Source organism: Streptomyces hypolithicus, from assembly GCF_052934925.1.
In genome coordinates this window covers 1,466,031-1,491,834 of record NZ_CM128811.1, presented here as the reverse complement: position 1 = coordinate 1,491,834, position 25,804 = coordinate 1,466,031, and the positions used below count along the sequence as shown (strand labels likewise).

Sequence of the window (25,804 nt, the reverse complement as noted above, 5' to 3'; positions counted from 1 at the left end):
CGCCCGCGGCCCGGGACACCCGTCGGCCTCATCCAGGGAGGAGCGCGATGACCACCCCCGAAACACTGACCATCGACCGGCCCTCGCCTGAGGCGACACCGCTGCTCTCCGTCCGCGACCTGGTCAAGACCTTCCCCGGCCGCCGCACCCGTACCGGACGGGCCGGATCGCCGGTACGGGCCGTGGACGGGGTCAGCTTCGACATCGCGGCGGGGGAGACGCTGGGCCTGGTGGGGGAGTCGGGCTGCGGGAAGTCGACCACCGGCCGCGCCGTGGTCCGGCTGCTGGAGCCGACCTCCGGGTCCGTCACCTTCGACGGCCAGGACATCAGCCACCTCCCCGCGCGCGGCCTGCGCCCGGTACGACGCCACATACAGATGGTGTTCCAGGACCCGTACTCCTCCCTCAACCCTCGGCAGACGGTCGCCCGCATCATCTCCGACCCGATGCTCGTGCAGGGCACCAGCGTGGCGGACGCCCGCAGGCGCGCCGCCGAGCTGATGGAGCTGGTCGGCCTCATCCCCGAGCACCTCGACCGCTACCCGCACGAGTTCTCCGGCGGCCAGGCCCAGCGCATCGGCATCGCCCGCTCGCTGTCCACCGGACCGCGCCTGGTCATCGCCGACGAACCGGTCTCCGCCCTCGACGTCTCCATCCAGGCCCAGATCGTCAACCTGATGGAACGCCTCCAGAACGAACTCGGCCTCGCCTACCTCTTCATCGCCCACGACCTGTCGGTGGTCAAGCGGGTCTGCGACCGCGTCGCGGTGATGTACCTCGGCCGGATCGTGGAGATCGGCGACAAGGCCGAGGTCTACGGGGCCCCGGCCCACCCCTATACGCGGGCGCTGCTCTCAGCGGTCCCGTTGCCCGACCCGGCCGCCGAGCGCAGGCGCGAACGCATCGTGCTGCTCGGCGACCCGCCCAGCCCGGCCAACCCGCCGTCGGGCTGCACATTCCACCCGCGCTGCCCCAAGGCGCAGGACATCTGCCGCACCACCTCTCCGGTGCTGCAGATCGCGGGCCCGGGCCTGCGGCAGGCCGCTTGCCACTTCCCGGAGCCCGCACCCGTCATCTGAACCCGACGGTCGCACGACCCCATCGCACCACCTCCACCCCACCTATAGCCATAGGGAGTTCTTCGGTGTCTTACACCCGTACCGTCCGCAAGGGTCTGCTCGTCGCCGCGCTGTCGGCCTCGCTCACCCTGCCGATGATCCAGGCCGCGCAGTCCGCCCCGGCCGCCCCGGCCGGGATCGACGCCCAGCAGGTCCCGGCGACGTTCCAGGCGGGCCCCCGGGCCGGTGCCACGGACACGCCCACGGCCAACCCGTTCGACGAGGTCGAGCGACTCGCCGAGGCCAGCAAGACCGCTCCCACCCAGGCCCCCGCCCCTGGCGGCGGACTGCTGGTCACCGGCCGTGTGCCCGGCGACATGTCCGTCAAGCCGGGCGCCAAGGTCCCGGCCGTTACCAACCAGGCCCCCTCGCAAAGAGCCCTGGCCGGAACCGTCCCATGTACGCTCGACGGGATCACCGGGCTGTCACCCACCGCGTTCGCGAACTTCCTCGCCGACACCTACGCCGTGTCCGTCGACGGCTGCCTCAGGAACATCCTCTGGACCTGGGACGCGCGCCTCGCGCCCGTCATGTCCGACGCCCACGTCCAGGCCGTGGCGAAGCGCATAACGCAGCTCGCCCCGAAGCACAGCGGCACCAACTCCACCAACCTGTACGAGATGTTCACGTACCTCCACGCCGTCGCGTACCACGACTACTCGCGCGACGAGATCGACACCAGCGACGCGACGACGACCGCCGCCGTCACCGCCGCGGTCACCGCCTTCGGCAAGGCCGCCCGCACCTTCGGCAACACCCCCACCAACGGCTACACCCTGCGCGAGGCGCTGTACGCGGCCAGCGGCCCCGGCCTGCGCCAGCACCACCTCGGCCTGATCCAGAAGGTGCTGGCCACCATGGCCCCTGGCACCGCCACCTTCGCCGACCCGGCCTGGGGCGCCGCCGTGCTGGGCGCGCTGTCCGTCAACTACCTGGGCGTCTACCCCGGCAACACGGACGACGACTTCCACGCGGCGGCCGGCGCCGACGCCGAGTACCGCAAGGCCTTCCGGGTCTTCGCCACGTACAGCCACCTCAAGGGCACGCCCAACGCCTGGGCGGCACGCGACGCGATGGGCGAGTACGGCCGCTTCGGCGAGATCGACGCCATCAAGGCCTCGATCATCACCGACCTCGGCGACGTGCTGACCCTCACCGAGACCCACTTCGGCAAGTTCACTGCCCCGTGGGCGAGTATCGTCGGCTGGCTCAACTACTACGGCGAGTGCGAGCGCTTCAACGTCTGCAAGGCCCAGATCGAGGCCCAGCTCTTCACCAACACCTTCACCTACGACAACGGTGCCATCAAGGTCCGTACCGCCCTGTCGCGCGAGACCGTCGACCAGCTCTACTACGCGAGCAAGCGCGTCAAGACGCAGTTCCACCGCGTCATCGGCAGCGACAAGCCGCTGGCGGGCGACACCAACACCACCCTCAACATCCACCTTTACGCGACCCGTTCCGACTACGAGGTCTACCACCCGCTGCTGACCGGCTACCCGACCAACAACGGCGGCATCTACATCGAGAAGGGGGCCACCTTCTACACGTACCAGCGCACCGCGCAGGAGTCGACCCTCACCCTCGAGGAGCTCTTCCGCCACGAGTACACCCACTACCTCAACGGCCGCTTCGCCGTCCCCGGCACCTTCGGCCAGGGCGACTGGTACCGCGACGACCGCACCACCGCCATGGACGAGGGCACCGCCGAGTTCTTCGACGGCGCCACCCGCGACAACGGCATCGCCGTGCGAAAGTCGCTGGTCCGCAGCATCATCAACGACACGGCAGGCGGCGGCCCGCGCATGTCCGTCCAGGAGCTGCTGCACGCCGAGTACGACCGCGACGGCTTCCGCTTCTACTCCTACGCGGGCACGTTCTTCGAGTTCCTGTGGGCCGAGCACCCCTCCGAGCTGCGCACCATGTACGGCTTCCTGCGCGCCAACGACCCGGCGGGCTTCGACGCCTGGCGCAACCGCCTCGGCGCGGACACCGCCTTCCAGGCGCAGTACGACACCTTCCTGGACGCGCAGATCGCCAAGGTCGACTCCCTCTACATCCCCAACACGACCTTCACCCCGAACGGCAGCCTGAAGTTCGCCACCGCCGACGAGGTCAAGAGCGCGTTCACCAGCGCGACCGCCTACACCCCGGTCTGCAACGACAACGCCGACTGGAACAACAAGGTCCGCTTCACCTGCACCGGCCGCATCACGGCCACCCTCACCGACTCCAACAACTCCGACAAGGTCTTCAAAGACATGTCCGAGACCGTCGACTACTTCATCCTCGACCGCTCGGCCACGGCCGGTAACAACCTCGCGGACATGAACTGCTCCTTCAGCCCCGTCGACATCTGGTCCAACGGCCAGGCGGGCTCCTCCGACTACGTCTGTGAGGGCCCGCTGCGCCGCTGACCATGGGCTCAATCCGGCGCCCGGTCCCCGCTCACCACGGGGGCCGGGCGCTTCCGCACGTAGCGCCCCGGGGTGGTCCCCACATGCTTCACGAAGTGCCGGGTGAGGTGCGACTGGTCGTAGAAGCCCGATGCGACGGCCGCGTCCCCGGGCCGCTGCCCCGCCAGCAGGCGGCGCCGCGCCGCGTTGACGCGGCGGCCCGTCAGATACGCGCGCGGCGGCAGCCCGCGGCGATGGCGGTGCGGGCGATCAACTGGAAGTACGCGCTCGGTGCGGAGCTGACGGACACCGGATTCGACGCCAGCGTGCTGTCCAGTCTGGCTGGCCGGGCAGATCAACGTCACTGAGTTCGCCGAGCGGTACGGGCCGCGGGTCGACGGCTGGCGCATGCCGCCCTCGCAGACCAGACGTGACCGTCTCGCCCAGGTCTTCGGGCAGATGCCCTCGCCTTGTGCCGGGCGGTCTGGGCCGAGGACGCCCCGGGCTGGATCCGGGAGATCGAGGCCGTGCACCTGCTGCGGCAGGTCCTCGTGCAGACCTACATCATCCGCAGCGACACGCGGGGACGGCAGGTGATCAGGAAGCGGGACGCCGACGACGGTGTCCCGCCCGGTCAACTCCGCCTGGTCTCCCCCTACGACCGTGACGCACGGTGGGCGGCCAAGGGCGATGACCTGTTCTGGATGGGATACAAGATCCACCTCACGGAGACCTGCACCACACTCCCCAGCGTCGACGCCGTAGAAGGGGCAGGGGTGATGCCGAATCTGATCACCGACGTGTACACCACCGACGCGACCGTGCCCGACGTGAAGGCGACCGCGCCGATCCAGAAGAACCTCGCCGAGCGCGATGTGAAGCCCGCCGAGCACTGCCTCGACTCCGGTTTCCCGTCGGCCGACCTGATCACCAAGGCCCTGAAGCAGGGCATCCGCATGGTGACCCCCGTTCTCCTGGACCGCTCCGCGCAGGCCAAGGCCGCCGAGGGCTTCGACAAGAACGCCTTCACCATCAACTGGAAGACCCGCCAGGTCCGCTGCCCCGCCGGGAAGACCAGTTCCCACTGGAACCCGGTGAAACAGCACGGCACCGACGCCATCGTCATCACCTTCAGTGTTCTGACCTGCCGCGACTGCCCCTTCCAGAAGCAGTGCACCACCTCGAAGACCGGGCGCCGCAACCGCATCAGCTTCACCGTCCTGCGGACCACCGCCGCCGACACCGTCACCACCGCGACCGCGACCGCAATCCTGCCCCCGGCGGGACCCGCCGAGCTCGTCGGCACCATCGGCCGGGCCGTCCTCGACGCCCTGCACCCCGCCCGCCACCGACACCGCGTCAAGGCTCGCACCCGCAAGAACCCCACCAGTACGGACCGAACGCCGGACAACACCCCACGACCAGTCAGAACTACACCGTCCACCACCGTCACGTTCTTCGAACACGGACTCTCGAACCGCTCACGGACGTAAACGCAACGGTGTTGATTTCGCGGTCTCAAAACAATCTTCCACCGACCACCGCAAGCCCGCGACCCGCACCAACGTGGTGAGCGTGGTGGAGGTCCGGGCGTATGCGGCGAAGTAGGCGAGCCTGCCCGGATCGTTGATCGACCGGCGGACCAGGAGCAGGTACGTCCACCCCTGGCGGGGCGCTCCGGCGTCCGAGGGCCAGGAGGCCTCGGCCAGCGCCCAGTCGTAGTACCGCTCGCCCTTGCTCCCGTGGCCGCACGAGCGGCGCTCGAAGACCAGCGGCAGCCGGGGAACCAGCAGATCGACCCGCATCGACCCCATGCCGGGAACCGACACGGTCTCATCGACGCCGACCGCCATCACGTAACCCTTGCCCCGGCGCTCCAGGGCGGCCCGGAGTTTACGGTCCTCGCCGTAGACGCTGTCGGCGGCCACCCACCCGAACGGCACCTTCGCCCGGAACGCCCGCTCGACCATGCGCCGGCCCAGTTCGGGCTTGGTGACCACGGACCGGCGGCGCCCGGCGGCACCCCGGCGGCCTCGCAGCGTCCGGTATCACCGGCCCAGTGTTTGCCGAGGTACAACTCACGGTCGATCAGGGCCCGCCCCCGCTCGGTCGCATACGCCGCGAACACTGCCACCTGGCAGTTCCTGGCCGGGCAGACCGCGCTCGACCAGGGCGGGAAGGTCGTCGGGGACACGCTCCCCGAGCAGTTCCGGCGGTCGCTGGGCAACCTCCTACGGGCGCTGGCCGCCTGCGGCGGACGCCCCGCCGACCTGGCCAGGATCACCGTGCACACCACCGACGTCGCCGCGTACCGGGATCACGCGCCCGAGCTCGGCGGAATCTGGCGGGAGCTGGCGGGGCGGGAGTATCCGGCGATGGCGATGGCGATGGCGGTGGTGGGGGTGGTGCGGCTGTGGGACGAGGAGCGCTGGTGGAGCTGGACTGCATCGCGGTGCTGTCGTGAGGTGGTGCTGTCGTGAAGGCGGTGCTTCCGCTTCTCTTGGCAACGTAAAAGCAATGTGACATATTACTGACGTGCCCACGAGACACCCCCTGGATGCCGTCATCGTCGGGTCCGGAGTGGTCGGCGCGGCCTGCGCCTACTACGCCACCCGGTCCGGACTGTCCGTCGCCGTCGTCGACCGCGGCCCCGTCGCGGGCGGCACCACCGGCGCCGGAGAGGGCAATCTCCTGGTCTCCGACAAGGAGCCCGGCCCCGAGCTCGACCTCGCGCTGCTGTCCACCCGACTCTGGCGCGAGCTCTCCGGTGAACTCCCGCAGGAGATCGAGTTCGAGCCCAAGGGCGGCCTCGTCGTCGCATCGGACGAGGCCCGCCTGGGCGCGCTCGCGGCGTTCGCCGCGAAGCAGGCGGCGGCGGGCGTGACGGTGCGGGAGGTCCCCGCGGACCGGTTGCACGACTTCGAGCCGCACTTGGCGCCCGGCCTCGCGGGCGCCTTCCAATACTCCCAGGACGCCCAGGTGCAACCCGCTCTGGCAGCGGCGCATCTGCTGCGGGCCGCCCGCCGTGACGGCGCCCAGGTGCGTCTCGGCGAGGAGGTCACCGCCGTACTCATCGGCCCGGACGGCGCGGTGCGCGGTGTGCGCACGGCTCGCGGCGAGTCACTGCTGGCCCCGGCCGTGGTCAACGCGGCCGGTACCTGGGGAGGGCAGCTGGCGGGCCTCGCGGGGGTGGGCCTGCCGGTGCTGCCCCGCCGGGGCTTTGTCCTGGTCACCGAACCGCTGCCGCGCGTGGTCCGGCACAAGGTCTACGCCGCCGACTACGTCGCCGATGTCGCCAGCGGCTCGGCCGCGCTCCAGACTTCCGCCGTCGTCGAGGGCACGCCCTCGGGGCCGGTGCTTATCGGCGCCAGTCGGGAGCGGGTCGGCTTCGACCGCACGCTGTCGACCGACGCGCTGAGCAGGCTCGCCGCGCAGGCTGCGGCGCTCTTCCCGATGCTCGCGGATGTCCGCGTGATGCGGGCCTATCACGGCTTCCGGCCTTACCTGCCGGACCACTTGCCCGCGATCGGGGCCGACGCCCGGGTCCCTGGGTTCTTTCATGCGTGCGGTCACGAAGGGGCGGGGATCGGGCTGGCTCCGGCGACCGGGCTGTTGCTGGCCGCTGCGATTCGGGGGGAGCCGCCCGAACTCGACCTCGCGCCGTTCCGGCCCGACCGGTTCGGTCCTGACGGCTGACGCGGGTTCTTTCCCCCACCCTGCCCCTTCCTGAAACTGGGGGCGAGCCCCCAGACCCCCCTTGTCCTCAAACGCCGGACAGGCTGAAACTGCGGACCGGGGTCCAGAGGCAGAGCCCCTGGTTACGGGAAGGAGGGGGCACCTCCCAGCGGTAGCTGGGGGAGGGCGGGGGATAGCCCCGCAGGGCAACCGAACATCCACCCCGAGAGGAGCCTGCCGTGCCGCGTACCCCAGCCGATCTGGTCAGAGCCGTGCCCGAGCCGTCGTTCGAGATCACGATGGACGACCGCGTCCTCCCCGCGCTGCCCGGCCAGAGCATCGCCGCCGTGCTCTGGGCGGCGGGCATCCTCGCCTGGCGGACCACCCGGGTCAACGGCCGCCCGCGCGGAGCGTTCTGCGGCATCGGGTCCTGCTACGACTGCCTCGCCACCGTCAACGGCCGCCCCAACCAGCGCGCCTGCCTCGTCCCGGCCCGTCCGGGCGACCGCGTCACCACCCAGGAGGGCGACGGCCGTGCCGAACTCGCTGTATGACCTCGCCGTGGTCGGGGCGGGGCCGGCCGGGCTCGCCGGAGCGGTCGCCGCCGCCGATCTCGGGCTGAGCGTCGCCGTACTCGACGCGGGTGCGGCTCCTGGCGGGCAGTACTACCGGCACCCCGCACCGGAGCTCGGCGCCGCCCGCCCTGAGGCACTGCACCACGACTGGGCGGCCTTCGCCGGACTCGCCGAACGGCTCCGGGCGCACGGGCGCACAGGGCGGGCCGACCATCTCGCCGAGCACCACGTGTGGACCGTCGGCCGGACCGGCGAGATGTGGACGCTGCACGCCGCCACCGGCCCCGACGGGCAGGGACGCGCCGTCGTCCGGGCCCGCGCGCTGCTCCTGGCCACCGGCTCCTTTGAACGCCAACTGCCGTTCCCCGGCTGGACGCTGCCCGGCGTAGTCGGCGCGGGCGGCGCCCAGGCGATGCTGAAGTCCGGGCTCGTCCTGCCGGGGCAACGCATCGTCGTCGCGGGCAGCGGCCCCCTGCTGCTGGCCGTCGCCGCCTCGCTGGCCGCGGCGGGCGCCAAGGTCCCCGCCGTCGTCGAGGCCGCCGGATACGTGGCCTACGCCCGCGCCCCCAAAGCGCTGGCCGCCAACCCCGGCAAGCTGGCCGAAGGCGCGGTCCACGGCACGGCCCTGCTGCGGCACGGCGTACGGTCCCACCTGCGCAGCGCCGTCGTGGAGGCGCACGGCACCGACCGTGTCGACGCCGTCACCGTCGCGCGCCTGGACCACGACTGGCGCCCGCTGCCGGGAACGGAACGCCGCATCGCCTGCGACGCGCTCGCCGTGGGCCATGGCCTCGTACCGCAACTGGAGCTCGCCACCGGTCTGGGCTGCGCCACCCGGCGCACCTCCGACGGCACCTACGCACTCGAACTGGACGCTTTCCAGCGGTCGTCGGTGCCCGGCGTCTGGGCGGCCGGTGAGGCCGCCGGAATCGGCGGGGCGCAACTCGCGATGATCGAGGGCGAGCTGGCGGCCAACGCGGCCGCCGCCGCGCTGCTCGGCGACTTCCGCTGCAACCGCAGCCGCCGGGTGGTGGCGCTTCGCCGCGCCCGCACTCGGCTGCGGGCCTTCGCCGACCTCATGGGAGCCGCGCACCGGCCGGGGCCCGGCTGGCCCGGGTGGCTGCGGGACGACACGGATGTGTGCCGTTGCGAAGAGGTCGCCGTCGGGCGGATCCAGGAGGCGGTCGACGAGCTAGGTGCGGGTGATGCGCGGTCCGTGAAGCTGCTCACCCGGGCCGGGATGGGGTGGTGTCAGGGGCGGATGTGCGGGCCCGCCGTGGACTGCCTGGCGGGTGGCGTAACGGCGGCGGACCGCCGCCCGCTGTCCTGCCCGGTCCCGCTGTCCACGTTGTCCGAGCTCGGCGGCTAGGCCGTGGCCCTGTGGGGGCATTCCCCCACCCCGCCCCTTCCCGTAACTGGGGCTCCGCCCCGGACCCCGGTCCTCAACCGCCGGACGGGCTAGTTCCCCAGCCTCACCCCTTGTGGGGCCCGCACGACCCCTAGTAAAATGTCACACCTCACTCAAGGAGATCCACCGTGACCCCCATCACCCCGCCCCGCGACCAGCCATGGCACGGCATCATGGTCGCCACCACCCTGCCCCTGCGCGACGACCTCTCGGTGGACTACGACGCCTACGGCGAGCACGTCCGCTGGCTCATCGACTCGGGCTGCGACGGCGTCGTACCCAACGGGTCCCTGGGTGAGTACCAGACCCTCACCGACGACGAGCGCGCCCGCGTTGTGCGCACCGCCGTCGAGGCGGCGGGCGACGGCGCCCGCGTCATGCCCGGCGTCGCCGCGTACGGAAGCGCCGAGGCCCGCCGCTGGACCGAGCAGGCGGCCGACGCGGGCGCGGGCTCCGTCCTCCTGCTGCCACCGAACGCCTTCCGTGCCGATCACGCGGCGGTCCGCGCGCACTACGCGGACGTCGCCCAGGTCGGGATGCCCGTCGTGGCGTACAACAATCCCTTCGACACCAAGGTCGACCTCGTCCCGTCGCTCCTCGCGCAGCTCCACCACGACGGCAGCATCGTGGCCGTCAAGGAGTTCAGCGGCGATGTCCGCCGGGCCTACGAGATCGCCGAGCTCGCCCCCGGTCTCGACCTCCTCATCGGCGCCGACGACGTCCTGCTGGAGCTCGCCGTCGCGGGCGCGGTCGGCTGGATCGCGGGCTACCCCAACGCCCTCCCCGAAGCGTGCGCCACCCTCTACCGGTCGGCGGTCTCCGGCGACCTCGACACCGCGCGGCCGCTCTACAAGGCGCTGCACTCCCTCCTGCGCTGGGACTCCAAGACCGAGTTCGTGCAGGCCATCAAGTTGTCCATGGACATCGCGGGGCGGCCCGGCGGCCCCGTCCGCCCGCCGCGCTTCCCCCTGCCGGAGGAGACCGAGGCGGCGGTACGCTCCGCCACCGAGAAGGCACTGGCTGAGGGCCTCGGCTAGAACTTGTCCAAGCCCGTCCGGCCGCCGGTTCGTCCTCAGAGGCCGGACGGGCTTAACCCACACGCCCCAGGGGAGATCTCTTGCGCAGCCTGAACATCTACCACGCCGTGGATTCGCACACCGAGGGCATGCCGACCCGCGTCATCACCGGCGGCATCGGCGTGATTCCCGGCGCCACCATGGCCGAGCGCCGCCTGTACTTCCAGGAACACCTCGACCATGTGCGCACCCTGCTGATGTACGAGCCGCGCGGCCACGCCTCCATGAGCGGCGCGATCCTGCAGCCGCCGACCCGGCCCGACGCGGACTTCGGCGTGCTCTACATAGAGGTCTCCGGCTACCTCCCCATGTGCGGCCACGGCACCATAGGCGTCGCCACGGTCCTGGTCGAGACCGGCATGGTGCCGGTCACCGAACCCGTCACCACCGTCCGCCTCGACACCCCCGCCGGGCTGGTCACCGTGGACGTGTCGGTCGAGGACGGTGCCGCCACCGCCGTCACGCTCACCAACGTCCCGGCGTTCTCCGTGGGCCTCGACCGCAAGGTCGACGTCCCCGGTTTCGGCGCCCTCACCTACGACCTGGCGTACGGCGGCAACTTTTACGCCATGCTGCCGCTGGACGCCCTCGGCCTGCCCTTCGACCGCGAGCGCAAGAACGACATCCTCGCGGCCGGACTCGCCATCATGGACGCCATCAACGCCACCGAGCGGCCCGTCCACCCGGAGAACCCCGACATCCACAGCGTCAAGCACGTCCAGCTGATCGCCCCCGGCTCCGACGCGACGCTGTCGAAGCACGCGATGGCCATCCACCCCGGCTGGTTCGACCGTTCCCCGTGCGGCACCGGCACCTCCGCGCGCATGGCCCAGCTGCACGCTCGGGGCGAGCTCCCGCTGCACACCGACTTCGTCAACGAGTCGTTCATCGGCACGTCCTTCACCGGCCGCCTCGCCGAGGAGACCACGGTCGCGGGGCTGCCCGCCGTGATCCCCACCGTCACCGGACGCGCCTGGATCACCGGCACCGCGCAGTACTTCCTCGACCCGGCCGACCCGTTCCCCGGAGGGTTCCTCCTGTGACCACCTTCGTTTCCCACAACCCGGCCGACCCCGCCGACCTCGTCGCCGAGGTCCCCGCAGCGGGCGCCCGCGCCGCCACCGAGGCCGTGGACCGGGCGCGTGCCGCCCAGCCCGGCTGGCTCGCCGCCGGGGCGGCCGCCCGCTCGGCCGCGCTCACCCGGGCGGTCGCCGCCGTCGAGGACGCGGCGGACGAGCTGGCCGCGCTCATCACCCGTGAGGTCGGCAAGCCGCCCGCCGAGGCACGCGGCGAGTGCGCCCGTACCGCCGCCATCCTCCGCTTCTACGCGCAGGCGCCCTACGAGGCGTCAGGCGCCGTCCACGAGCCCGCCGCCGGAGCAGGGCTGCTGCTCACCCGCCGCCGCCCGCACGGCGTCGCCGGGCTCGTCACCCCGTGGAACTTCCCCCTCGCGATCCCCGTGTGGAAGGCCGCGCCCGCACTGGCGGTCGGCAACACGGTGGTCCTCAAGCCCGCCCCCGAAGCCACCGCCTGCGCACTGCGGCTGGCCGAGCTGCTGGACGGGATCCTCCCCGACGGCGTGTTCACCGTCGTCCCCGGCGCCGCGACCGAGGGCAACGCCGTCGTCTCGGCCGCCGACGTTGTCTCCTTCACCGGCTCCATCGCGACCGGCGGCGCCGTGGTCCGTGCGGCCACCGCTCGCGGCATCCCCGTACAGGCCGAGATGGGCGGGCTCAACGCCGCGATCGTCCTGCCGGACGCCGACATCGCCCGGGCCGCCGCCGACATCGCCGCCGCCATCAGCGGTTACGCCGGGCAGAAGTGCACCGCGACCAGCCGGGTGATCGCTGTCGGTGCGGCGCTGGAGCCGCTGCGCGCCGCCCTCACGGAGGCGCTGCGCGCGATTCCCGCGGCCGCCTGCGGGCCCGTCATCTCCGAGGCCGCGCGTGACCGTGTCACCAAGTCGTGCGAGGGCACCCGGGTCCTGGCCGGGGGCTCCGCCCCCGACGGGCCCGGCTGGTACGTCGAGCCGACCCTCGTCACGGACGTGCCCGACGGCCATCCACTGCTGGCCGAGGAGGTGTTCGGCCCGGTGGCCGTCCTGCTGCACGCCGCCGACCTCGACGCGGCCGTGACGCTGGCCAACTCGGTGCCGCACGGGCTGGTCACGTCCGTCCACACGGCGGATCTCGACACGGCGCTTTATGGCTTGGACCGGCTGGACACCGGGATGATCCGGATCAACGCGCCTTCCAGCGGGGTCGACTTCCACTTGCCGTTCGGCGGGGCGAAGGCTTCAAGCTACGGGTCGCGGGAGCAGGGCGCGGTTGCGCTGGACTTCTATACCGCGACGCGTACGTATTCGCTCATGCCGACGGGGAGGGCTTAAGGGCTCGCAGAGAATCAACCTGTTGCTTCCCGTGATTCGGCTCGTTGGTGTGGTATGCGCATCAGTGACGAGGTTCGTGGTCAACTCGCGGTGAAGTTCGAGGGGTGTTGTTCCCGCATCTGGACGAGCGGCAGCGGCGGCTGTTGATGGGAGCCGAGGCCCGGATCCTGGGCCATGGCGGGATCCGGGCGGTCGCACGGGCGGCCGGGGTCAGCGAGGCGACGGTGCGTAAGGGCATGGGCGAGTTGGGAGCCGGCGAGGAACCGCTGGGACGGGTGCGCCGGCCTGGCGGCGGGCGGAAGAAAGCCGCGGATATTGATCCGGGGCTGCGGTCGGAGCTGCTCGCACTGGTTGAGCCGGATATGCGTGGGGATCCGATGTCGCCGTTGCGCTGGACGACGAAGTCGACCAGGAAGCTCCAAGACCATCGAAGGCGCACAGCACCGCGACCGGGGCTCCCGGTTCCGCTACATCAACGGGCAGGCCAAGGACCACATGGGTGCCGAGGGCCCGGTGATCAGCGTGGACACCGAGAAGAAGGAACTGGTCGGCGACTGCAAGAACGCCGGACGCCAGTGGCGGCCCAGGGGTGAGCCTGTGATGGTCAAGACGCACGACTTCCTGGATCGGCAGGGGCCGGGCAAGGCGATCCCGTACGGGATCTACGATGTCGCCGCGAACACCGGCTGGGTCAGCGTCGGCACCGACCATGACACCGCCGCATTCGCAGTCGCCTCGATCCGCCGGTGGTGGCAAGCCCGCGGCCAGCACGGCTACCCGCGCGCCACCCGTCTGCTGATCACCGCCGACGCGGGCGGCTCCAACGGCTACCGCACCCGCACCTGGAAGAGCGAACTCGCCGCCCTGGCCACCGAAACCGGATTATCGATCACCGTGTGTCACCTGCCGCCGGGGACATCGAAATGGAACAAGGTCGAGCACCGGCTGTTCTCCCACATCAGCATGAACTGGCGCGGCAGGCCGCTCACCAGCCACGAAGTCATCGTGAACAGCATCGCGACCACCACCACCCGCAACGGACTGAAGTCCATGCCGAACTCGACCCGGGCACCTACGACACTGGCGTGAAGGTCACCGACCGCGAGATCGACGCGCTGGCGATGAACCGGCACCGCTTCCACGGCGACTGGAACTACACGCTCCACCCTGGCCGATCCCAGCCGGCCCCCGACCGTGAGGCGGAACCGGAAGCTGCCGCCGCGATCGCCGCCGAGCAGCGGCATGACTATCGAGCAACTGGACACTCTAGCCGACTCGTTGATCCCGGTGCTGTCACACCGGCGCGCGCGGATTCGCCACGAACGCCGGGGCGGTGAGCGACTCCGCGCGCGAGGCGCGGGCGCCAAGGACAAGCTCTCCGATACGGACCGGATCCTGGCCACCGTCCTCTGCCACCGCGAGATCGGTACCCATGACCTGCTCGCCCGGCTCTTCGGCGTCACCGGCAGCACGCTCACCCGGGCCGTCCAAGAAGTCCGGCCCCTCCTGGCCGACCACGCTATCCCGCCCTCAACCGTCAGGCTCCGCACCCCGACGGATGTGGTCGCCCACCTCGACAAGTACGGCAGCCAGCCCTCGGCGAAGACCAAATCCGCATGTTGATTCTCTGCGAGCCCTAACGACTTCACCCACGATTGGCCGCGACGCCGCTGACAATCGTGGGTGAGGTCGCAAGCCGGGGTGCCCTGCGGGGCTTTCCCCCACCCCGCCCCTTCCCGGGGGCAAGCCCTCAGACCCCGTTCGTCCTCAAACGCCGGACAGGCTGAAACGAGGACCGGGGGAGGCCGATCCGCCGGAGGACCCTAGTGATCACCATCGCGACCACCGACTACCACTCCGCCGGGGAGCCCTTCCGGATTGTCACCGGCGGGCTGCCGCCGATACCCGGCGACTCCGTCGCCGAGCGCCGGGCGATCGCGCTCGGCCGGGGCGGGGCGGCGCTCGACCGGATCCGCCGCCTGGTCGTCCAGGAACCGCGCGGGCACGCGGGGATGTACGGCGGCTTCCTCGTGCCGCCCGACGATGCCGAGGCGCACCTCGGCGTCCTGCTCTGGCACAAGGACGGCTACTCCACCGCCTGCGGCCACGGCACGATGGCGCTAGGCGCCTGGGCCGTCGACAGCGGACTGGTCCCGGCCCCCGACGACGGCACCGCGCAGGTCCGGATCGACGTCCCGTCGGGCCAGGTCACCGCCACCGTCCACCGCGTGGAAGGCCGCACCAGCGCGGTCACCTTCCGTAACGTCCCCGCCCGGATCGCCGCCCGCAAGGTCTCCGTCAGCACCCGGTTCGGCACGGTCGAGGCCGACATCGTGCACTCCGGCGCCTACGCCTCGGTGGCCGCCGGACAGCTCGGCCTGGCCGTGATCCCCGAGGACCTTCCCGGCCTGGTGGCCGCCGGGCGGCAGATCCAGGCCGCCCTCGCCGACGAGCCCGCCACCCGGCACCCGTACGACCCCCGCCTGTCCGGCGTCTACGGCGTGATCCTCCACGAGGAGCAGCCCCGCACCTCCGCAGGGCCCGCCCAGCGCAACATCACCGTCTTCGCCGACGGCCAGGTCGACCGTTCCCCCTGCGGCTCCGGCACCTCCGCCCGGCTCGCCCTGCTGGCCGCCGACGGCCTCCTGGGGCCCGGCGACACTCTGCGCCACGAGTCCGTGGCCGGTACCGTTTTCCTTGGCCGGCTGGCGGGCGATCACCCGCAGGGCGTCATCACCGAGGTCACCGGCCCGGCACACCGCACCGGGGAACACCGCTTCCTCCTCGATCCGTACGACGCCCTGGGAACGGGATTTCTGCTGTGACGCTGCCCGGGACACTGCTCCACCTCGACGCCGACGACATCGCCCGGCTGCTGGGCCCCGCCGACGCGGCCGATGCCGTGGAAGCGGTCCTCCGGGCCGGTCTGGACCCCGAGACCGCTCCGCCGCGCAGCAACATCCCGGTGGCCGCCGGTGAGTTGCTGCTGATGCCCGCCGCGTACGAGGACTTCGCCGGAGCGAAGATCGCCGGGGTGGCCCCGGCCAATCCGGGGCGCAGCCTGCCGCGCATCACCGGCAGCTATCTCCTGCTGGACGGCGCGACGCTGATGCCCGTCGCCCTGCTCGACGGGCCCGCCCTCACCGTGCTGCGCACCCCGGCGGTGTCCGCCGTCGCGATCCGGCGGCTGGCGGCCCCGGACGCCGCGCACCTCGTACTGTTCGGGACCGGCCCGCAGGCGTACGGGCACCTGGACGCGGCCCTTGCCGAACGCCCCCTGGAGCGGCTGACGGTGGTCGGCCGCAGGCCGGAACCGGCCGAGGCGCTGGCGGCCCACGCCCGCACCCTCGGTCTGGACGCGCGGGTCGGCGGGCCTGAGGCGGTGGCCGGGGCGGACCTCGTGATCTGCTGCACCACGGCCCGTACCCCGCTCTTCGACGGGCGGTCGGTTTCCGATCACGCGGTGGTGATCGCGGTCGGCTCGCACGAGCCGGACGCCCGGGAGACGGACACCGCGCTCGTCACCCGGTCGACCGTCGTCGTGGAGGCCCGCGCGGCCGCCGAGCGCGAGGCCGGGGACCTCCTGGTCCCGGTCGCCGAGGGCGCGTACCGGCTGTCGGACATCGCCGGGACGCTCGCCGACCTCGTCACGGGGCGGCTGCTGCCCGAGCCGGGGCGGCCCCGGTTCTTCAAGGGCGTCGGCATGGCCTGGCAGGACCTCGCGGTGGCTGCGGAGATCTTCCGGGCCGCGAAAGCAACGTGACATTGTACGCTGGTGCTCCGCGCGATGACGGAGGAACAGTGATGGGTGACCTGAAGCAGCGCAACCTGATCACAGCACAGGAGCGGCTGCGTGACCAGGTCGGCCACGCCCTGCGTGCCGCGCTGATCGCCGGCGAACTGCGCCCCGGAGTCGTCTACTCCGCCCCGGCCCTCGCCGCCGACTTCGGGATCTCCGCCACCCCGGTCCGCGAGGCCATGCTCGACCTGGCCCGCGAGGGCCTGGTGGAGCCGGTCCGCAACAAGGGCTTCCGAGTCACCGAGATGAACGAGCGCGACCTCGACCAGTACACGGAGATCCGGGCCCTCATCGAGGTCCCGACCGTCGGCCGGGTCGCCCGCACGGCGACGCCCGAGCAGTTGGAGCAACTGCGGCCGGTCGCCGAGGAGATCGTCGCCGCGGCCCGTCAGCACGACCTGATCGGCTACCTGGAGGCCGACCGCCGGTTCCACCTCACGCTGCTCGGGCTGGCCGGGAACGAGCGGCTCGTGGAGGCGGTGGGTGACCTGCGGAAGCGGTCTCGTCTGTACGGGTTGACGCGGTTGGACGAGCGGGGCGAGCTTGTTTCGTCGGCCGAGGAGCACATTGAGCTGCTTGACCTGATGATCTCCGGCAATGCGGAGGGGGCGGAGGCGTGCATGGCGCGTCACCTTGGCCACGTCCGGTCCTTGTGGGCCGTGGGCCAGGAGGACCAGCCGACCAAGGTCGAGAAGGTGTTGAAGCGGAAGCTCGGCGGCGCGTAGGCGTTGCCCTGCGGGGCTTTTCCCCCACCCCGCCCCTTCCCGTAACCGGGGCTCCGCCCCGGCCCCCGGTCCTCGAGCTCCCCCAGCTACCACTGGGAAGTGCCCCCTGGACGGCTTACGCCCTCCCCCGCGCGCTATCGCGGGGGAGGGCGTAAGGCTCGCAGAGAATCAACCTGTTGCTTCCCGTGATTCGGCTCGTTGGTGTGGTATGCGCATCAGTGACGAGGTTCGTGGTCAACTCGCGGTGAAGTTCGAGGGGTGTTGTTCCCGCATCTGGACGAGCGGCAGCGGCGGCTGTTGATGGGAGCCGAGGCCCGGATCCTGGGCCATGGCGGGATCCGGGCGGTCGCACGGGCGGCCGGGGTCAGCGAGGCGACGGTGCGTAAGGGCATGGGCGAGTTGGAAGCCGGCGAGGAACCGCTGGGACGGGTGCGCCGGCCTGGCGGCGGGCGGAAGAAAGCCGCGGATATTGATCCGGGGCTGCGGTCGGAGCTGCTCGCACTGGTTGAGCCGGATATGCGTGGGGATCCGATGTCGCCGTTGCGCTGGACGACGAAGTCGACCAGGAAGCTCACGGCCGAGTTCACCCGCCAGGGACACAAGGTGAGCGCGGACACAGTCGGGGATCTGCTGCGGGAGGAAGGCTTCAGAGTCCGGTACGCGAGGTAATGCCGGTTTCGTGGTTGGGGTTGGGTGAGGAGCCCCGGTAGGCGGGGTGGGCTGGTGGTCAGGTGCGGGGCGGGGTGAACAGGCCGGGTTCGGGTTCGGTGAGGATGCCCCGTGTGACCAGGCGTTTCAGCTTCGACCGGATGCCTTCGGTGTTCTTCGGGAGGATCGGCAGGTCGAGGGCCTGGCACAGGTCGCGGGCCCGCATCGGCTGGCCCGGCGTCGGTGAGGGCGGTGAGTATCTGCTGGTAGGCCGGGTGGTCCGGCACGTCAGGGTGCGGCGGGTCCTCGGGCCCCCGGCCTCATCCGGCCGGGGACCCGTCCCCTTTCCGCTCCCGTCGTTCCCGGCTCCGTCAGGAGCGCTCGGGCTCCTCCAGCGCGCCGTCGGCGGTGAGCCGCAGGCTGCCCGTCAGAGCCTGGTCACAGCCCTCCCGCACCGGACGCAAGGTGACGGTGCCGGTGGCCACCAGCTCCGGCGCGTCCCGCGGGCCCGACAACTCCAGGCGTACCGCCGGGCGCCGCTCGTCGTAGCCCTCCGGCAGGGGCAGCGTGACGCGCACCTGCTCGCGGTACACCTGCGGGGTCCCGCTCTCGCAGAGCTTCCCCGCGCACAGGCGGTAGGTGGAATCCGCGCCGTACGGCAGCGCCTTCGCCTGCCAGACCACCCCGAGCCGGGGGACGACGTCGACCAGCCGGCACGGCTCGGGGGTGCTGCCGCAGGCGCTCAGGGCCCACAGGGCGGTGGCGGCGGCGCCGGCGGCCATGGAACGCCGGCTCACCACGTCTTCACCAGGCCGGGGAGCGCATCCTCGGCCAGTTTGATGTCGGTGAAGATCATCTCGCAGTCCCAGTCGGTGGAGTCCGAACAGTCCCGGTCGTCGTTCCAGGGCCACCGGCTCGGTGAGCACGTCGACCCGGTTGAGGACGAATGTCACCGGTTCCGACGGCGCGGGGTCGTCGTCGCCCTCGAAGCGGACCCTCAGCTGCACGTCGCCGTCGGCGGTGAGCCGGCCCGTGTCCCACACCAGGCCGGACAGGGCGCCGCCGGTGACGGCCGCGGGCCCAGGTCACGGACGCGCCCGAGGCCATCTTCACCTCGGCGGCCGGGATGTCGGACCAGGCGTCGGCGTCGGTGCGGCGGTACTGGAAGGTGGCCCCGGTCAGGTCGCCGGGTCCGGCGGCCGCGAGCGGCACCCGGTGACCAGCCTCCTCGCCGGGCAGCGGAGAGACCAGGCCCGCCGTGCCCACGTGGAAGGTGTACGCGGTCGGCGCGGACGCGTTGCCCGCCTAGTCGACCGCGACGACGTCCAGCCGGTGGCTGCCTTCGTCGGCGACGGTCAGGCGCACGGTGGTGGCGGACCCGGCGGCGGCGACCGTGGTCTCGGCCCCGCCGTCGAGCCGGTACCGCAGCGAGCGCAGGCCGGGTCCTTGGGTGCGTTCGGACAGGATCTCGACCCTGCGCCTGGGCGAGGGCGCGCGCCTCGGACTCGTCGGCGGCCTCGGCGGCTGCCCACGCGTGCTCCCTGAACACGAGGGCGCTTCACCGAGCGGCTACACCAGGACGGGAAGCGATGCGAGCCCGCGGACGAGACGGGTGCGCCGCCACTCCAATCGATCAGACGGTGCGGCAAGCCGGATTCCGGGAAACCGAATCAGTACCGCTCGTAGGGCGATTTCCGCCTCGGCCTTGGCCAGGGGAGCGCCGACACAGCGGTGGATGCCGTGGCCGAAGCTGAGATGAGCAGCGGCGTCCCGGTCCAAGTCGAGGAGGTCCGGCGACGGGAACCGCTCCGGGTCTCGATTGGCTGCTCCAAGAGCGACCAGCACCGGAACACCGGCCGGGATATCCGTACCGCCGAGCGTGACGGCTTCCGTGGTGAACCGGAAGGTAGCTGTACTGACGGGGGAATCGAACCGAAGCAGCTCGTCCAGCACGGCAGGGACGTCGTCCGGATTCTCCCGAAGGCGATCCAGCTCGGTCGGGCGCTGGAGCAGCGCCAGGGCCGCGTTGCCGAGGAAGTTGGTGGTGGTCTCGTGTCCGGCCACGAGCAGCAGCACCGCCAGAGAGACCAGCTCCTCCTCGCTCAGATGATCGTCTTCGTCGCGAGCCGAGATGAGCCGGTCAAGAAGAGAGCTACCGGGCTCCAGGCGCTTGGCTGCGATGAGGCCCGTCATGTAGTCGGCCATCGAATGCGAGGCCGCGTCGATGACGTCCGGCTTTCCCGCCGCGAACAGCTCTCCGGACCAGCGCTGGACATCGGACCGTTCTCCCTCCGGAACTCCGAGCAGCTCGCAGATCACGATGACCGGCAGCGGTACCGCCAGGCCGCCCACGAAGTCGAACCGCTCGCCGACGGGCCACTGATCCAGCAGCTCGTCGGTGACCCGGGCGATGAACGGACGCAGCTCCGTGACGGCCCCTGTCGTGAACGCCTTGGTCACCAGCCTGCGCAGCCGGGTGTGCTGGGGCGGGTCGCTGGCCAGCATGTTGTGAGCCACCGCAGGGTGCAGGCGACGCCGTGACCCCTTGCCCGCGGAGAAGGCGGCCGTGTCCTTCGAGAGCCGAGCGTCGCCGAGGGCTTCCCTGGCTTCCGCGTAGCCGGTGACCAGGTAGCTGGGGTGCCCACCGGAGCCGGCGGGCACGGACTGCACCGGACACGTGGACCGCATGGCCGCGTAAGCGGGATAGGGGTCCTGGAGGAAGCGGGGATCCTGAGTCGGGTCGGTCATGCTCTCAGGCTCCAACTGGTTCTGGCTGGCCGTCGTCGGCGACACGCCCAACACGGTTGGCGTAGGCGTCGGCCACCAGGGGGAGCCACTCCGTGTCCGCGCGGAGGTCCTTGCGGGAGGCGGCCTCCGCCGACGGCAGGGCAACCTCGTCGGCGCAGCACGAATGCTCACGGTCTCGTAATGCGTAGCTCTCACTCCTGACGACGTGCACCGACCGCACGCCACGTCTTGAGGTGACGTCGTGGACGCCTGGTCACCCCGGAAGCCGCCGCGTCCCAGCCCCCAAGAGCGAGGCGCCCCTGGGACATCCCAGGGACTTTTCAAGGACTTTCATATCTGTCTGAGAAAGATTCCAGAGACTTTTCGCGGCCTGAGCAGGGAAGGCCCTGACAGCGCTGAAAGGGGAACGCGCTGGTCAGGGCCGGTCCCCTCAGCACTCGATGACGTTGACCGCGAGCCCGCCCCGCGCCGTCTCCTTGTACTTGACCTTCATGTCGGCGCCGGTCTCCTTCATGGTCTTGATGACCTTGTCCAGGGACACCTTGTGGATGCCGTCCCCGCGCATCGCCATCTTCGCCGCCGTGACGGCCTTGACCGCCGCCATGCCGTTGCGCTCGATGCACGGAATCTGGACGAGGCCGCCTACCGGGTCGCAGGTCAGGCCCAGGTTGTGTTCCATGCCGATCTCGGCCGCGTTCTCGACCTGCTCCGGGGTGCCGCCCAGTACCTCGGCGAGTGCGCCGGCCGCCATCGAGCATGCGGAGCCGACCTCGCCCTGGCAGCCGACCTCGGCGCCGGAGATGGAGGCGTTCTCCTTGAAGAGCATGCCGATCGCGCCCGCCGCGAGCAGGAAGCGCACGACGCCGTCCTGCTTTTCGCTCTCCGAGTACTTCGCCGCGACGAAGTTCGTGTAGAAGTGCAGGACCGCAGGGATGATGCCCGCCGCGCCGTTGGTCGGGGCGGTGACGACGCGGCCGCCCGCCGCGTTCTCCTCGTTGACCGCCATCGCGTAGAGCGTCACCCACTCCATCGCGTGCGCCGTCGCGTCGCCCTCGGCGCGCAGCTGGCGGGCGGTGTGGGCGGCGCGGCGGCGGACCTTGAGGCCGCCGGGGAGGATGCCCTCGCGGGACATGCCGCGCGCCACACAGGCCTGCATGACGCCCCAGATCTCCAGCAGGCCCTCGCGGATCTCCGTCTCGGTACGCCAGGACAGTTCGTTCTCCAGCATGAGCGAGGAAATCGACAGACCGGTCTCGCGTGACAGGCGCAGCAGCTCGTCGCCGGTGCGGAAGGGGTACTTGAGTACCGTGTCGTCGAGCTTGATGCGGTCCTCACCGACGGCGTCCTCGTCGACGACGAAGCCGCCGCCGACCGAGTAGTAGGTCTTTTCCAGGAGAGGGGCGCCCGCCTCGTCGTACGCGAAGAGGGTCATGCCGTTCGCGTGGTACGGCAGGGAGCGGCGGCGGTGCAGGATCAGCTGGGTCGGCTCGTCGAAATCGATCTCGTGCGCGCCCAGCAAATTGAGGCGTCCGCTCGTGCGGATGCGCTCCACCTCGGCGTCGGCCGTCTCGACGTCGACGGTCTTGGGGGAGTGGCCCGCCAGGCCGAGGATGACGGCCTTCGGGGTGCCGTGGCCGTGGCCGGTCGCGCCCAGCGAGCCGAATAGTTCGGCCCGTATCGCCGTGGTGTGGGCCATCAGGCCGTCGTTCTTGAGGCGGCCCACGAAGAGGCGGGCGGCGCGCATGGGACCGACCGTGTGGGAGCTGGACGGGCCGATGCCGATCGAGAACAGGTCGAAGACCGAGATGGCCACGGGGTAACTCCTAAGGGGTTGGTAGACGCCGTTGTCTGCCTGCCGGGGTGGTGCAGAAAACCAAGGCGGTACAAGGGCCGGGGCGCCGCACTCACTGTCCAGTGTGCGCGGCGCCCCGTTGTTCAGCTGTTCAGCTGTTCAGCCTGTTTCGTACGAAACTACTTCAGGCCAGGGTAGAGCGGGTGCTTGCCGGCCAGGGCCGTGACCCGGGCGGACAGGCCATCGGCGTCGAACGACGGCTTCAGGGCCTCGGCGATGATGTCCGCGACCTCCGTGAAGTCCTCGGTCTGGAAACCGCGGGTGGCCAGGGCCGGAGTACCGATCCGCAGGCCCGAGGTGACCATCGGCGGCCGCGGGTCGTTCGGGATGGCGTTGCGGTTGACCGTGATGCCGAGCTGGTGCAGCCGGTCCTCGGCCTGCTGGCCGTCGAGCTCGGAGTTTCGCAGGTCGACGAGGACCAGGTGGACGTCCGTGCCGCCGGTGAGGACGGACACGCCGTGCTCGGTGACATCCGGCTGCACCAGGCGCTCGGCCAGGATGCGGGCGCCGTCCAGGGTGCGCTGCTGGCGCTCCTTGAAGTCGTCGGAGGCGGCCACCTTGAAGGAGACCGCCTTCGCGGCGATCACGTGCTCCAGCGGGCCGCCCTGCTGACCGGGGAAGACCGCCGAGTTGATCTTCTTGGCGAGTTCGGCGGTGGAGAGGATGATTCCGCCGCGCGGACCGCCGAGGGTCTTGTGCGTGGTCGTGGTGACGACATGGGCGTGCGGCACCGGGTTGGGGTGCAGGCCTGCCGCGACCAGGCCGGCGAAGTGCGCCATGTCGACCATGAGGTACGCGCCGACCTCGTCCGCGATCTTGCGGAAGGCGGCGAAGTCCAGCTGACGCGGGTACGCCGACCAGCCCGCGATGATCAGCTTCGGCTGCGACTCCTTGGCGAGGCGCTCCACCTCGGCCATGTCGACCTCGCCCGACTCCTCGTCGACGTGGTACGGGACCACGTTGTAGAGCTTGCCGGAGAAGTTGATCTTCATACCGTGGGTCAGGTGTCCGCCGTGCGCGAGGTTCAGACCCATGATCGTGTCGCCGGGCTTCAGCAGCGCGAACATCGCGGCGGCGTTGGCCTGCGCACCCGAGTGCGGCTGCACGTTCGCGTGCTCGGCGCCGAAGAGCGCCTTCACTCGGTCGATCGCGATCTGCTCGACGACGTCGACGTGCTCGCAGCCGCCGTAGTAGCGGCGGCCCGGGTAACCCTCGGCGTACTTGTTGGTGAGGACGGAGCCCTGGGCCTCCATGACCGCGACCGGAGCGAAGTTCTCCGAGGCGATCATTTCGAGGGTGGACTGCTGGCGGAGCAGCTCGGCGTCGACGGCGGCGGCGACGTCCGGGTCGAGCTCATGCAGGGGAGTGTTGAGAAGCGTCATCACGGTCCCGTTCGAGGTCTCAGTTGCCGGAGGTAAGGGCGATGTACTCGTCGTTGGAGAGCAGGTCGGCCGGCTCCTCCGAGACGCGCACCTTGAAGAGCCAGCCGCCCTCGAAGGGGGCGGAGTTCACCAGCGCGGGGTCGTCCACGACGTTCTGGTTGGACTCGGTGACCTCACCCGTCACGGGGGAGTACAGGTCGCTGACCGACTTGGTCGACTCCAGCTCCCCACAGGTCTCGCCCGCGGTCACCGTGTCGCCGACCTCCGGGAGCTGGGCGTAGACGATGTCACCGAGCGCGCTGGCCGCGAACTCCGTGATGCCGACCGTCGCGACGCCGTCCTCGGCGGTCGACAGCCACTCGTGCTCCTTGCTGTAACGCAGCTGCTGGGGGTTGCTCATGACCTGAATTCTCCTGTACGCGGGGGAGTGCTGGTGAACGGGGAAGGTGTACGAGTGCCAGGTGTACGGGTACGAGGTGTGCGGGGCGTCACTTCTGGCGCTTGTAGAACGGCAGCGCGACGACCTCGTACGGCTCATGCGTACCGCGGATGTCGACGCCCACACCCGCCGTGCCGGGCGCCGCGTGCGCGGCGTCGACGTACGCCATGGCGATCGGCTTGCCGAGGGTGGGGGACGGGGCGCCGGACGTGACCTCACCGATCACCTTGCCGTCCGCCACTACGGGGAAACCGGCGCGGGGGACACGGCGGCCCTCGGCGACCAGGCCGACCAGCTTGCGGGGCGGGGCGTTCTCGGCGCGCCCGGCGGCGGCCTCCAGGGCGGCGCGGCCGACGAAGTCGCCGTCCTTCTCGAACTTCACGACCCGGCCGAGGCCCGCGTCGAACGGTGTCAGCGCGGTGGTCAGCTCGTGCCCGTACAGCGGCATGCCCGCCTCCAGGCGCAGCGTGTCGCGGCAGGACAGACCGGCGGGGACCAGGCCGACATCCTTGCCGGCCTCCGTCAGCGCCTGCCAGAGCGTCTCGGCGTCGGCAGGGGCGACGAAGAGCTCGAAGCCGTCCTCGCCGGTGTAGCCGGTACGGGCGATGAGCGCGGGGACGCCGGCGACGGTGCCGGGCAGGCCCGCGTAGTACTTCAGGCCGTCGAGGTCGGCGTCGGTGACGGACTTCAGGATGCCGGGGGACTCGGGGCCCTGGACGGCGATCAGGGCGTACGCGTCACGGTCGTCCCGTACGACGGCGTCGAAACCCGCGGCGCGCGCGGTGATCGCGTCGAGCACGGTCTGGGCGTTGCCGGCGTTGGCGACGACCAGATATTCGGGGGCCTCGGTGTCGTCCAGGCGGTAGACGATCAGGTCGTCCAGGATTCCGCCGTCCTCCTGGCAGATCATGGTGTAGCGGGCGCGGCCGAGGCCGACCGTGCCGATGTTGCCGACCAGCGCGTAGTTCAGGAGAGCGACGGCCTGCGGCCCTGTGACGGTGATCTCACCCATGTGGGAGAGGTCGAAGAGGCCCGCGTGGGTGCGTACGGCGTTGTGCTCGTCGCGCTCGCTGGCATAGCGCAGCGGCATGTCCCAGCCCGCGAAGTCGGTCATGGTCGCGCCCAGCGAGCGATGCAGCGCATCGAGGGCGGTGAGACGGGGGACATTGCTCATAGGTGTGCTCCCAGGGCGCAGGGCAAGACGGGCGAGGACAATCCTCCCCATCTGTCATCGGAACCTGAGAGGTTCACCGGGAGAGTCCCGGCTTGCACCTTGGGTGGAGCCGCGACGAAGCGGCCCGCTTTTCAGATCTGCCTCGCCCGCGCGGTACGGGGCCTGAGAGATTCAAGGGAGGAACTTGCTCCTTCGGCGTCCTGGGGCACATGGTGCTGTGCTCCGGACTCTCCCGCGCGGATTCAAGCGGCCGGTATGCAGTTGGCGCGCACATCATTGCACGCGTCGGCGGGCGGCGGGCGGCGGGGCGGTGGGCGGCGGGCGGGAGGAAGGTTGGGGTCAGGCCGGAGGAGGGTCGGAGGCAGGTCGGAGGCAGGTCGGAGGAGGGCCGGAGAGATCC

General features: G+C 71.0%; 21 protein-coding genes, 4 pseudogenes and 2 riboswitches. Of the genes and pseudogenes, 16 read left to right on the top strand and 9 right to left on the bottom strand.

All coding sequences use genetic code 11. From position 1 onward, the window contains the following. The first annotated feature begins 47 nt into the window (after positions 1-47). Positions 48-1,079: an ABC transporter ATP-binding protein gene (locus ACU6WZ_RS06790; RefSeq protein ID WP_447032213.1), complete on the top strand. Its 1,032-nt coding sequence runs from the start codon at positions 48-50 to the stop codon at positions 1,077-1,079. A 65-nt stretch (positions 1,080-1,144) separates the two neighbouring features. Then, a complete protein-coding gene (locus ACU6WZ_RS06785) occupies positions 1,145-3,535 on the top strand; it encodes a collagenase (protein ID WP_447032212.1) in 2,391 nt (796 codons plus the stop codon). Between the two features lie 8 nt (positions 3,536-3,543). Here ACU6WZ_RS06785 and ACU6WZ_RS06780 read toward each other — a convergent pair. Further along, a pseudogene (locus ACU6WZ_RS06780) lies at positions 3,544-3,753 on the bottom strand (helix-turn-helix domain-containing protein); the annotation flags it as partial. 231 nt (positions 3,754-3,984) lie between these two features. Here ACU6WZ_RS06780 and ACU6WZ_RS06775 point away from each other — a divergent pair. Next, the gene (locus ACU6WZ_RS06775) at positions 3,985-5,007 is read left to right on the top strand and encodes a transposase (protein ID WP_447032211.1); all 1,023 of its coding nucleotides are present in this window, start codon (positions 3,985-3,987) and stop codon (positions 5,005-5,007) included. Here the strand turns inward: ACU6WZ_RS06775 and ACU6WZ_RS06770 are convergent. After that, on the bottom strand, positions 4,996-5,514 hold the full coding sequence (locus ACU6WZ_RS06770; RefSeq protein WP_447032210.1) for a transposase: 519 nt from the start codon (positions 5,512-5,514) through the stop codon (positions 4,996-4,998). The genes ACU6WZ_RS06775 and ACU6WZ_RS06770 overlap by 12 nt on opposite strands. Positions 5,515-5,652: 138 nt before the next feature. On the opposite strand from ACU6WZ_RS06770, the pseudogene ACU6WZ_RS06765 reads away from it, so the two are divergent. The 13 genes and pseudogenes from ACU6WZ_RS06765 to ACU6WZ_RS06705 all read left to right on the top strand — a co-directional run. Further along, a pseudogene (locus tag ACU6WZ_RS06765) lies at positions 5,653-5,978 on the top strand (RidA family protein); the annotation flags it as partial. 71 nt (positions 5,979-6,049) lie between these two features. Next, on the top strand, positions 6,050-7,210 hold the full coding sequence (locus tag ACU6WZ_RS06760) for an NAD(P)/FAD-dependent oxidoreductase (RefSeq protein WP_447032209.1): 1,161 nt from the start codon (positions 6,050-6,052) through the stop codon (positions 7,208-7,210). A gap of 218 nt (positions 7,211-7,428) precedes the next feature. Further along, the gene (locus ACU6WZ_RS06755) at positions 7,429-7,743 is read left to right on the top strand and encodes a (2Fe-2S)-binding protein (protein ID WP_447032208.1); all 315 of its coding nucleotides are present in this window, start codon (positions 7,429-7,431) and stop codon (positions 7,741-7,743) included. Further along, positions 7,724-9,133 carry an FAD-dependent oxidoreductase gene (locus tag ACU6WZ_RS06750; protein WP_447032207.1) on the top strand — a complete coding sequence of 470 codons (1,410 nt, stop codon included), beginning with the start codon at positions 7,724-7,726 and terminating at the stop codon, positions 9,131-9,133. The genes ACU6WZ_RS06755 and ACU6WZ_RS06750 overlap by 20 nt, the downstream gene beginning before the upstream one ends. Before the next feature lie 212 nt (positions 9,134-9,345). Further along, positions 9,346-10,209 (top strand): dihydrodipicolinate synthase family protein, encoded by an 864-nt coding sequence (locus tag ACU6WZ_RS06745; RefSeq protein ID WP_447033899.1) that lies wholly within the window; start codon positions 9,346-9,348, stop codon positions 10,207-10,209. 128 nt (positions 10,210-10,337) lie between these two features. Next, complete coding sequence (locus ACU6WZ_RS06740; protein WP_447033897.1) at positions 10,338-11,291, top strand: proline racemase family protein; 954 nt, start codon at positions 10,338-10,340, stop codon at positions 11,289-11,291. Further along, positions 11,288-12,637 carry an aldehyde dehydrogenase family protein gene (locus tag ACU6WZ_RS06735; RefSeq protein ID WP_447032206.1) on the top strand — a complete coding sequence of 450 codons (1,350 nt, stop codon included), beginning with the start codon at positions 11,288-11,290 and terminating at the stop codon, positions 12,635-12,637. Before ACU6WZ_RS06740 ends, ACU6WZ_RS06735 begins: the two co-directional genes overlap by 4 nt. Positions 12,638-12,691: 54 nt before the next feature. After that, positions 12,692-13,815: pseudogene (locus tag ACU6WZ_RS06730) on the top strand (ISAzo13 family transposase); the annotation flags it as partial. Positions 13,816-13,879: 64 nt separating this feature from the next. After that, positions 13,880-14,260 carry a helix-turn-helix domain-containing protein gene (locus tag ACU6WZ_RS06725; protein ID WP_447034343.1) on the top strand — a complete coding sequence of 127 codons (381 nt, stop codon included), beginning with the start codon at positions 13,880-13,882 and terminating at the stop codon, positions 14,258-14,260. Between the two features lie 203 nt (positions 14,261-14,463). Continuing rightward, the gene (locus ACU6WZ_RS06720; RefSeq protein WP_447032205.1) at positions 14,464-15,462 is read left to right on the top strand and encodes a proline racemase family protein; all 999 of its coding nucleotides are present in this window, start codon (positions 14,464-14,466) and stop codon (positions 15,460-15,462) included. Next, the gene (locus ACU6WZ_RS06715) at positions 15,459-16,400 is read left to right on the top strand and encodes an ornithine cyclodeaminase family protein (protein WP_447032204.1); all 942 of its coding nucleotides are present in this window, start codon (positions 15,459-15,461) and stop codon (positions 16,398-16,400) included. Before ACU6WZ_RS06720 ends, ACU6WZ_RS06715 begins: the two co-directional genes overlap by 4 nt. 41 nt (positions 16,401-16,441) lie before the next feature. Further along, positions 16,442-17,161: a GntR family transcriptional regulator gene (locus tag ACU6WZ_RS06710; RefSeq protein ID WP_447032203.1), complete on the top strand. Its 720-nt coding sequence runs from the start codon at positions 16,442-16,444 to the stop codon at positions 17,159-17,161. Positions 17,162-17,369: 208 nt separating this feature from the next. Next, positions 17,370-17,818 (top strand): annotated as a pseudogene (locus ACU6WZ_RS06705) (ISAzo13-like element transposase-related protein); the annotation flags it as partial. Between the two features lie 70 nt (positions 17,819-17,888). Here ACU6WZ_RS06705 and ACU6WZ_RS06700 read toward each other — a convergent pair. The 7 genes from ACU6WZ_RS06700 to gcvT form a co-directional block, all read right to left on the bottom strand. Next, positions 17,889-18,035 (bottom strand): hypothetical protein, encoded by a 147-nt coding sequence (locus ACU6WZ_RS06700; protein WP_447032202.1) that lies wholly within the window; start codon positions 18,033-18,035, stop codon positions 17,889-17,891. Between the two features lie 145 nt (positions 18,036-18,180). Further along, positions 18,181-18,606, bottom strand: coding sequence for a hypothetical protein (locus tag ACU6WZ_RS06695; protein WP_447032201.1), 426 nt, complete (start codon positions 18,604-18,606; stop codon positions 18,181-18,183). 772 nt (positions 18,607-19,378) lie between these two features. Beyond that, positions 19,379-20,557 carry a cytochrome P450 family protein gene (locus tag ACU6WZ_RS06690; protein WP_447032200.1) on the bottom strand — a complete coding sequence of 393 codons (1,179 nt, stop codon included), beginning with the start codon at positions 20,555-20,557 and terminating at the stop codon, positions 19,379-19,381. 430 nt (positions 20,558-20,987) lie between these two features. Further along, a complete protein-coding gene (locus tag ACU6WZ_RS06685) occupies positions 20,988-22,370 on the bottom strand; it encodes an L-serine ammonia-lyase (protein ID WP_447032199.1) in 1,383 nt (460 codons plus the stop codon). Between the two features lie 158 nt (positions 22,371-22,528). Next, the gene (gene glyA, locus ACU6WZ_RS06680) at positions 22,529-23,791 is read right to left on the bottom strand and encodes a serine hydroxymethyltransferase (protein WP_447032198.1); all 1,263 of its coding nucleotides are present in this window, start codon (positions 23,789-23,791) and stop codon (positions 22,529-22,531) included. A gap of 19 nt (positions 23,792-23,810) precedes the next feature. Continuing rightward, positions 23,811-24,191: a glycine cleavage system protein GcvH gene (gene gcvH / locus ACU6WZ_RS06675; protein ID WP_447032197.1), complete on the bottom strand. Its 381-nt coding sequence runs from the start codon at positions 24,189-24,191 to the stop codon at positions 23,811-23,813. 88 nt (positions 24,192-24,279) lie between these two features. Beyond that, positions 24,280-25,404 (bottom strand): glycine cleavage system aminomethyltransferase GcvT, encoded by a 1,125-nt coding sequence (gene gcvT / locus ACU6WZ_RS06670; RefSeq protein ID WP_447032196.1) that lies wholly within the window; start codon positions 25,402-25,404, stop codon positions 24,280-24,282. A gap of 41 nt (positions 25,405-25,445) precedes the next feature. Beyond that, positions 25,446-25,545: riboswitch (glycine riboswitch) on the bottom strand. Continuing rightward, a riboswitch (glycine riboswitch) is annotated at positions 25,546-25,649 on the bottom strand. Between the last annotated feature and the right edge of the window lie 155 nt (positions 25,650-25,804).

Excerpts from the sequence above, each read along its gene's own strand:
- glyA (WP_447032198.1), bottom strand. The coding sequence starts at position 23,791 with ATGACGCTTCTCAACACTCCCCTGCATGAGCTCGACCCGGACGTCGCC.
- gcvH (WP_447032197.1), bottom strand. The coding sequence starts at position 24,191 with ATGAGCAACCCCCAGCAGCTGCGTTACAGCAAGGAGCACGAGTGGCTG.
- ACU6WZ_RS06700 (WP_447032202.1), bottom strand. The coding sequence starts at position 18,035 with ATGCGGGCCCGCGACCTGTGCCAGGCCCTCGACCTGCCGATCCTCCCG.
- ACU6WZ_RS06690 (WP_447032200.1), bottom strand. The coding sequence starts at position 20,557 with ATGACCGACCCGACTCAGGATCCCCGCTTCCTCCAGGACCCCTATCCC.
- ACU6WZ_RS06790 (WP_447032213.1), top strand. The coding sequence starts at position 48 with ATGACCACCCCCGAAACACTGACCATCGACCGGCCCTCGCCTGAGGCG.
- gcvT (WP_447032196.1), bottom strand. The coding sequence starts at position 25,404 with ATGAGCAATGTCCCCCGTCTCACCGCCCTCGATGCGCTGCATCGCTCG.
- ACU6WZ_RS06725 (WP_447034343.1), top strand. The coding sequence starts at position 13,880 with ATGACTATCGAGCAACTGGACACTCTAGCCGACTCGTTGATCCCGGTG.
- ACU6WZ_RS06740 (WP_447033897.1), top strand. The coding sequence starts at position 10,338 with ATGCCGACCCGCGTCATCACCGGCGGCATCGGCGTGATTCCCGGCGCC.
- ACU6WZ_RS06745 (WP_447033899.1), top strand. The coding sequence starts at position 9,346 with ATGGTCGCCACCACCCTGCCCCTGCGCGACGACCTCTCGGTGGACTAC.
- ACU6WZ_RS06710 (WP_447032203.1), top strand. The coding sequence starts at position 16,442 with ATGGGTGACCTGAAGCAGCGCAACCTGATCACAGCACAGGAGCGGCTG.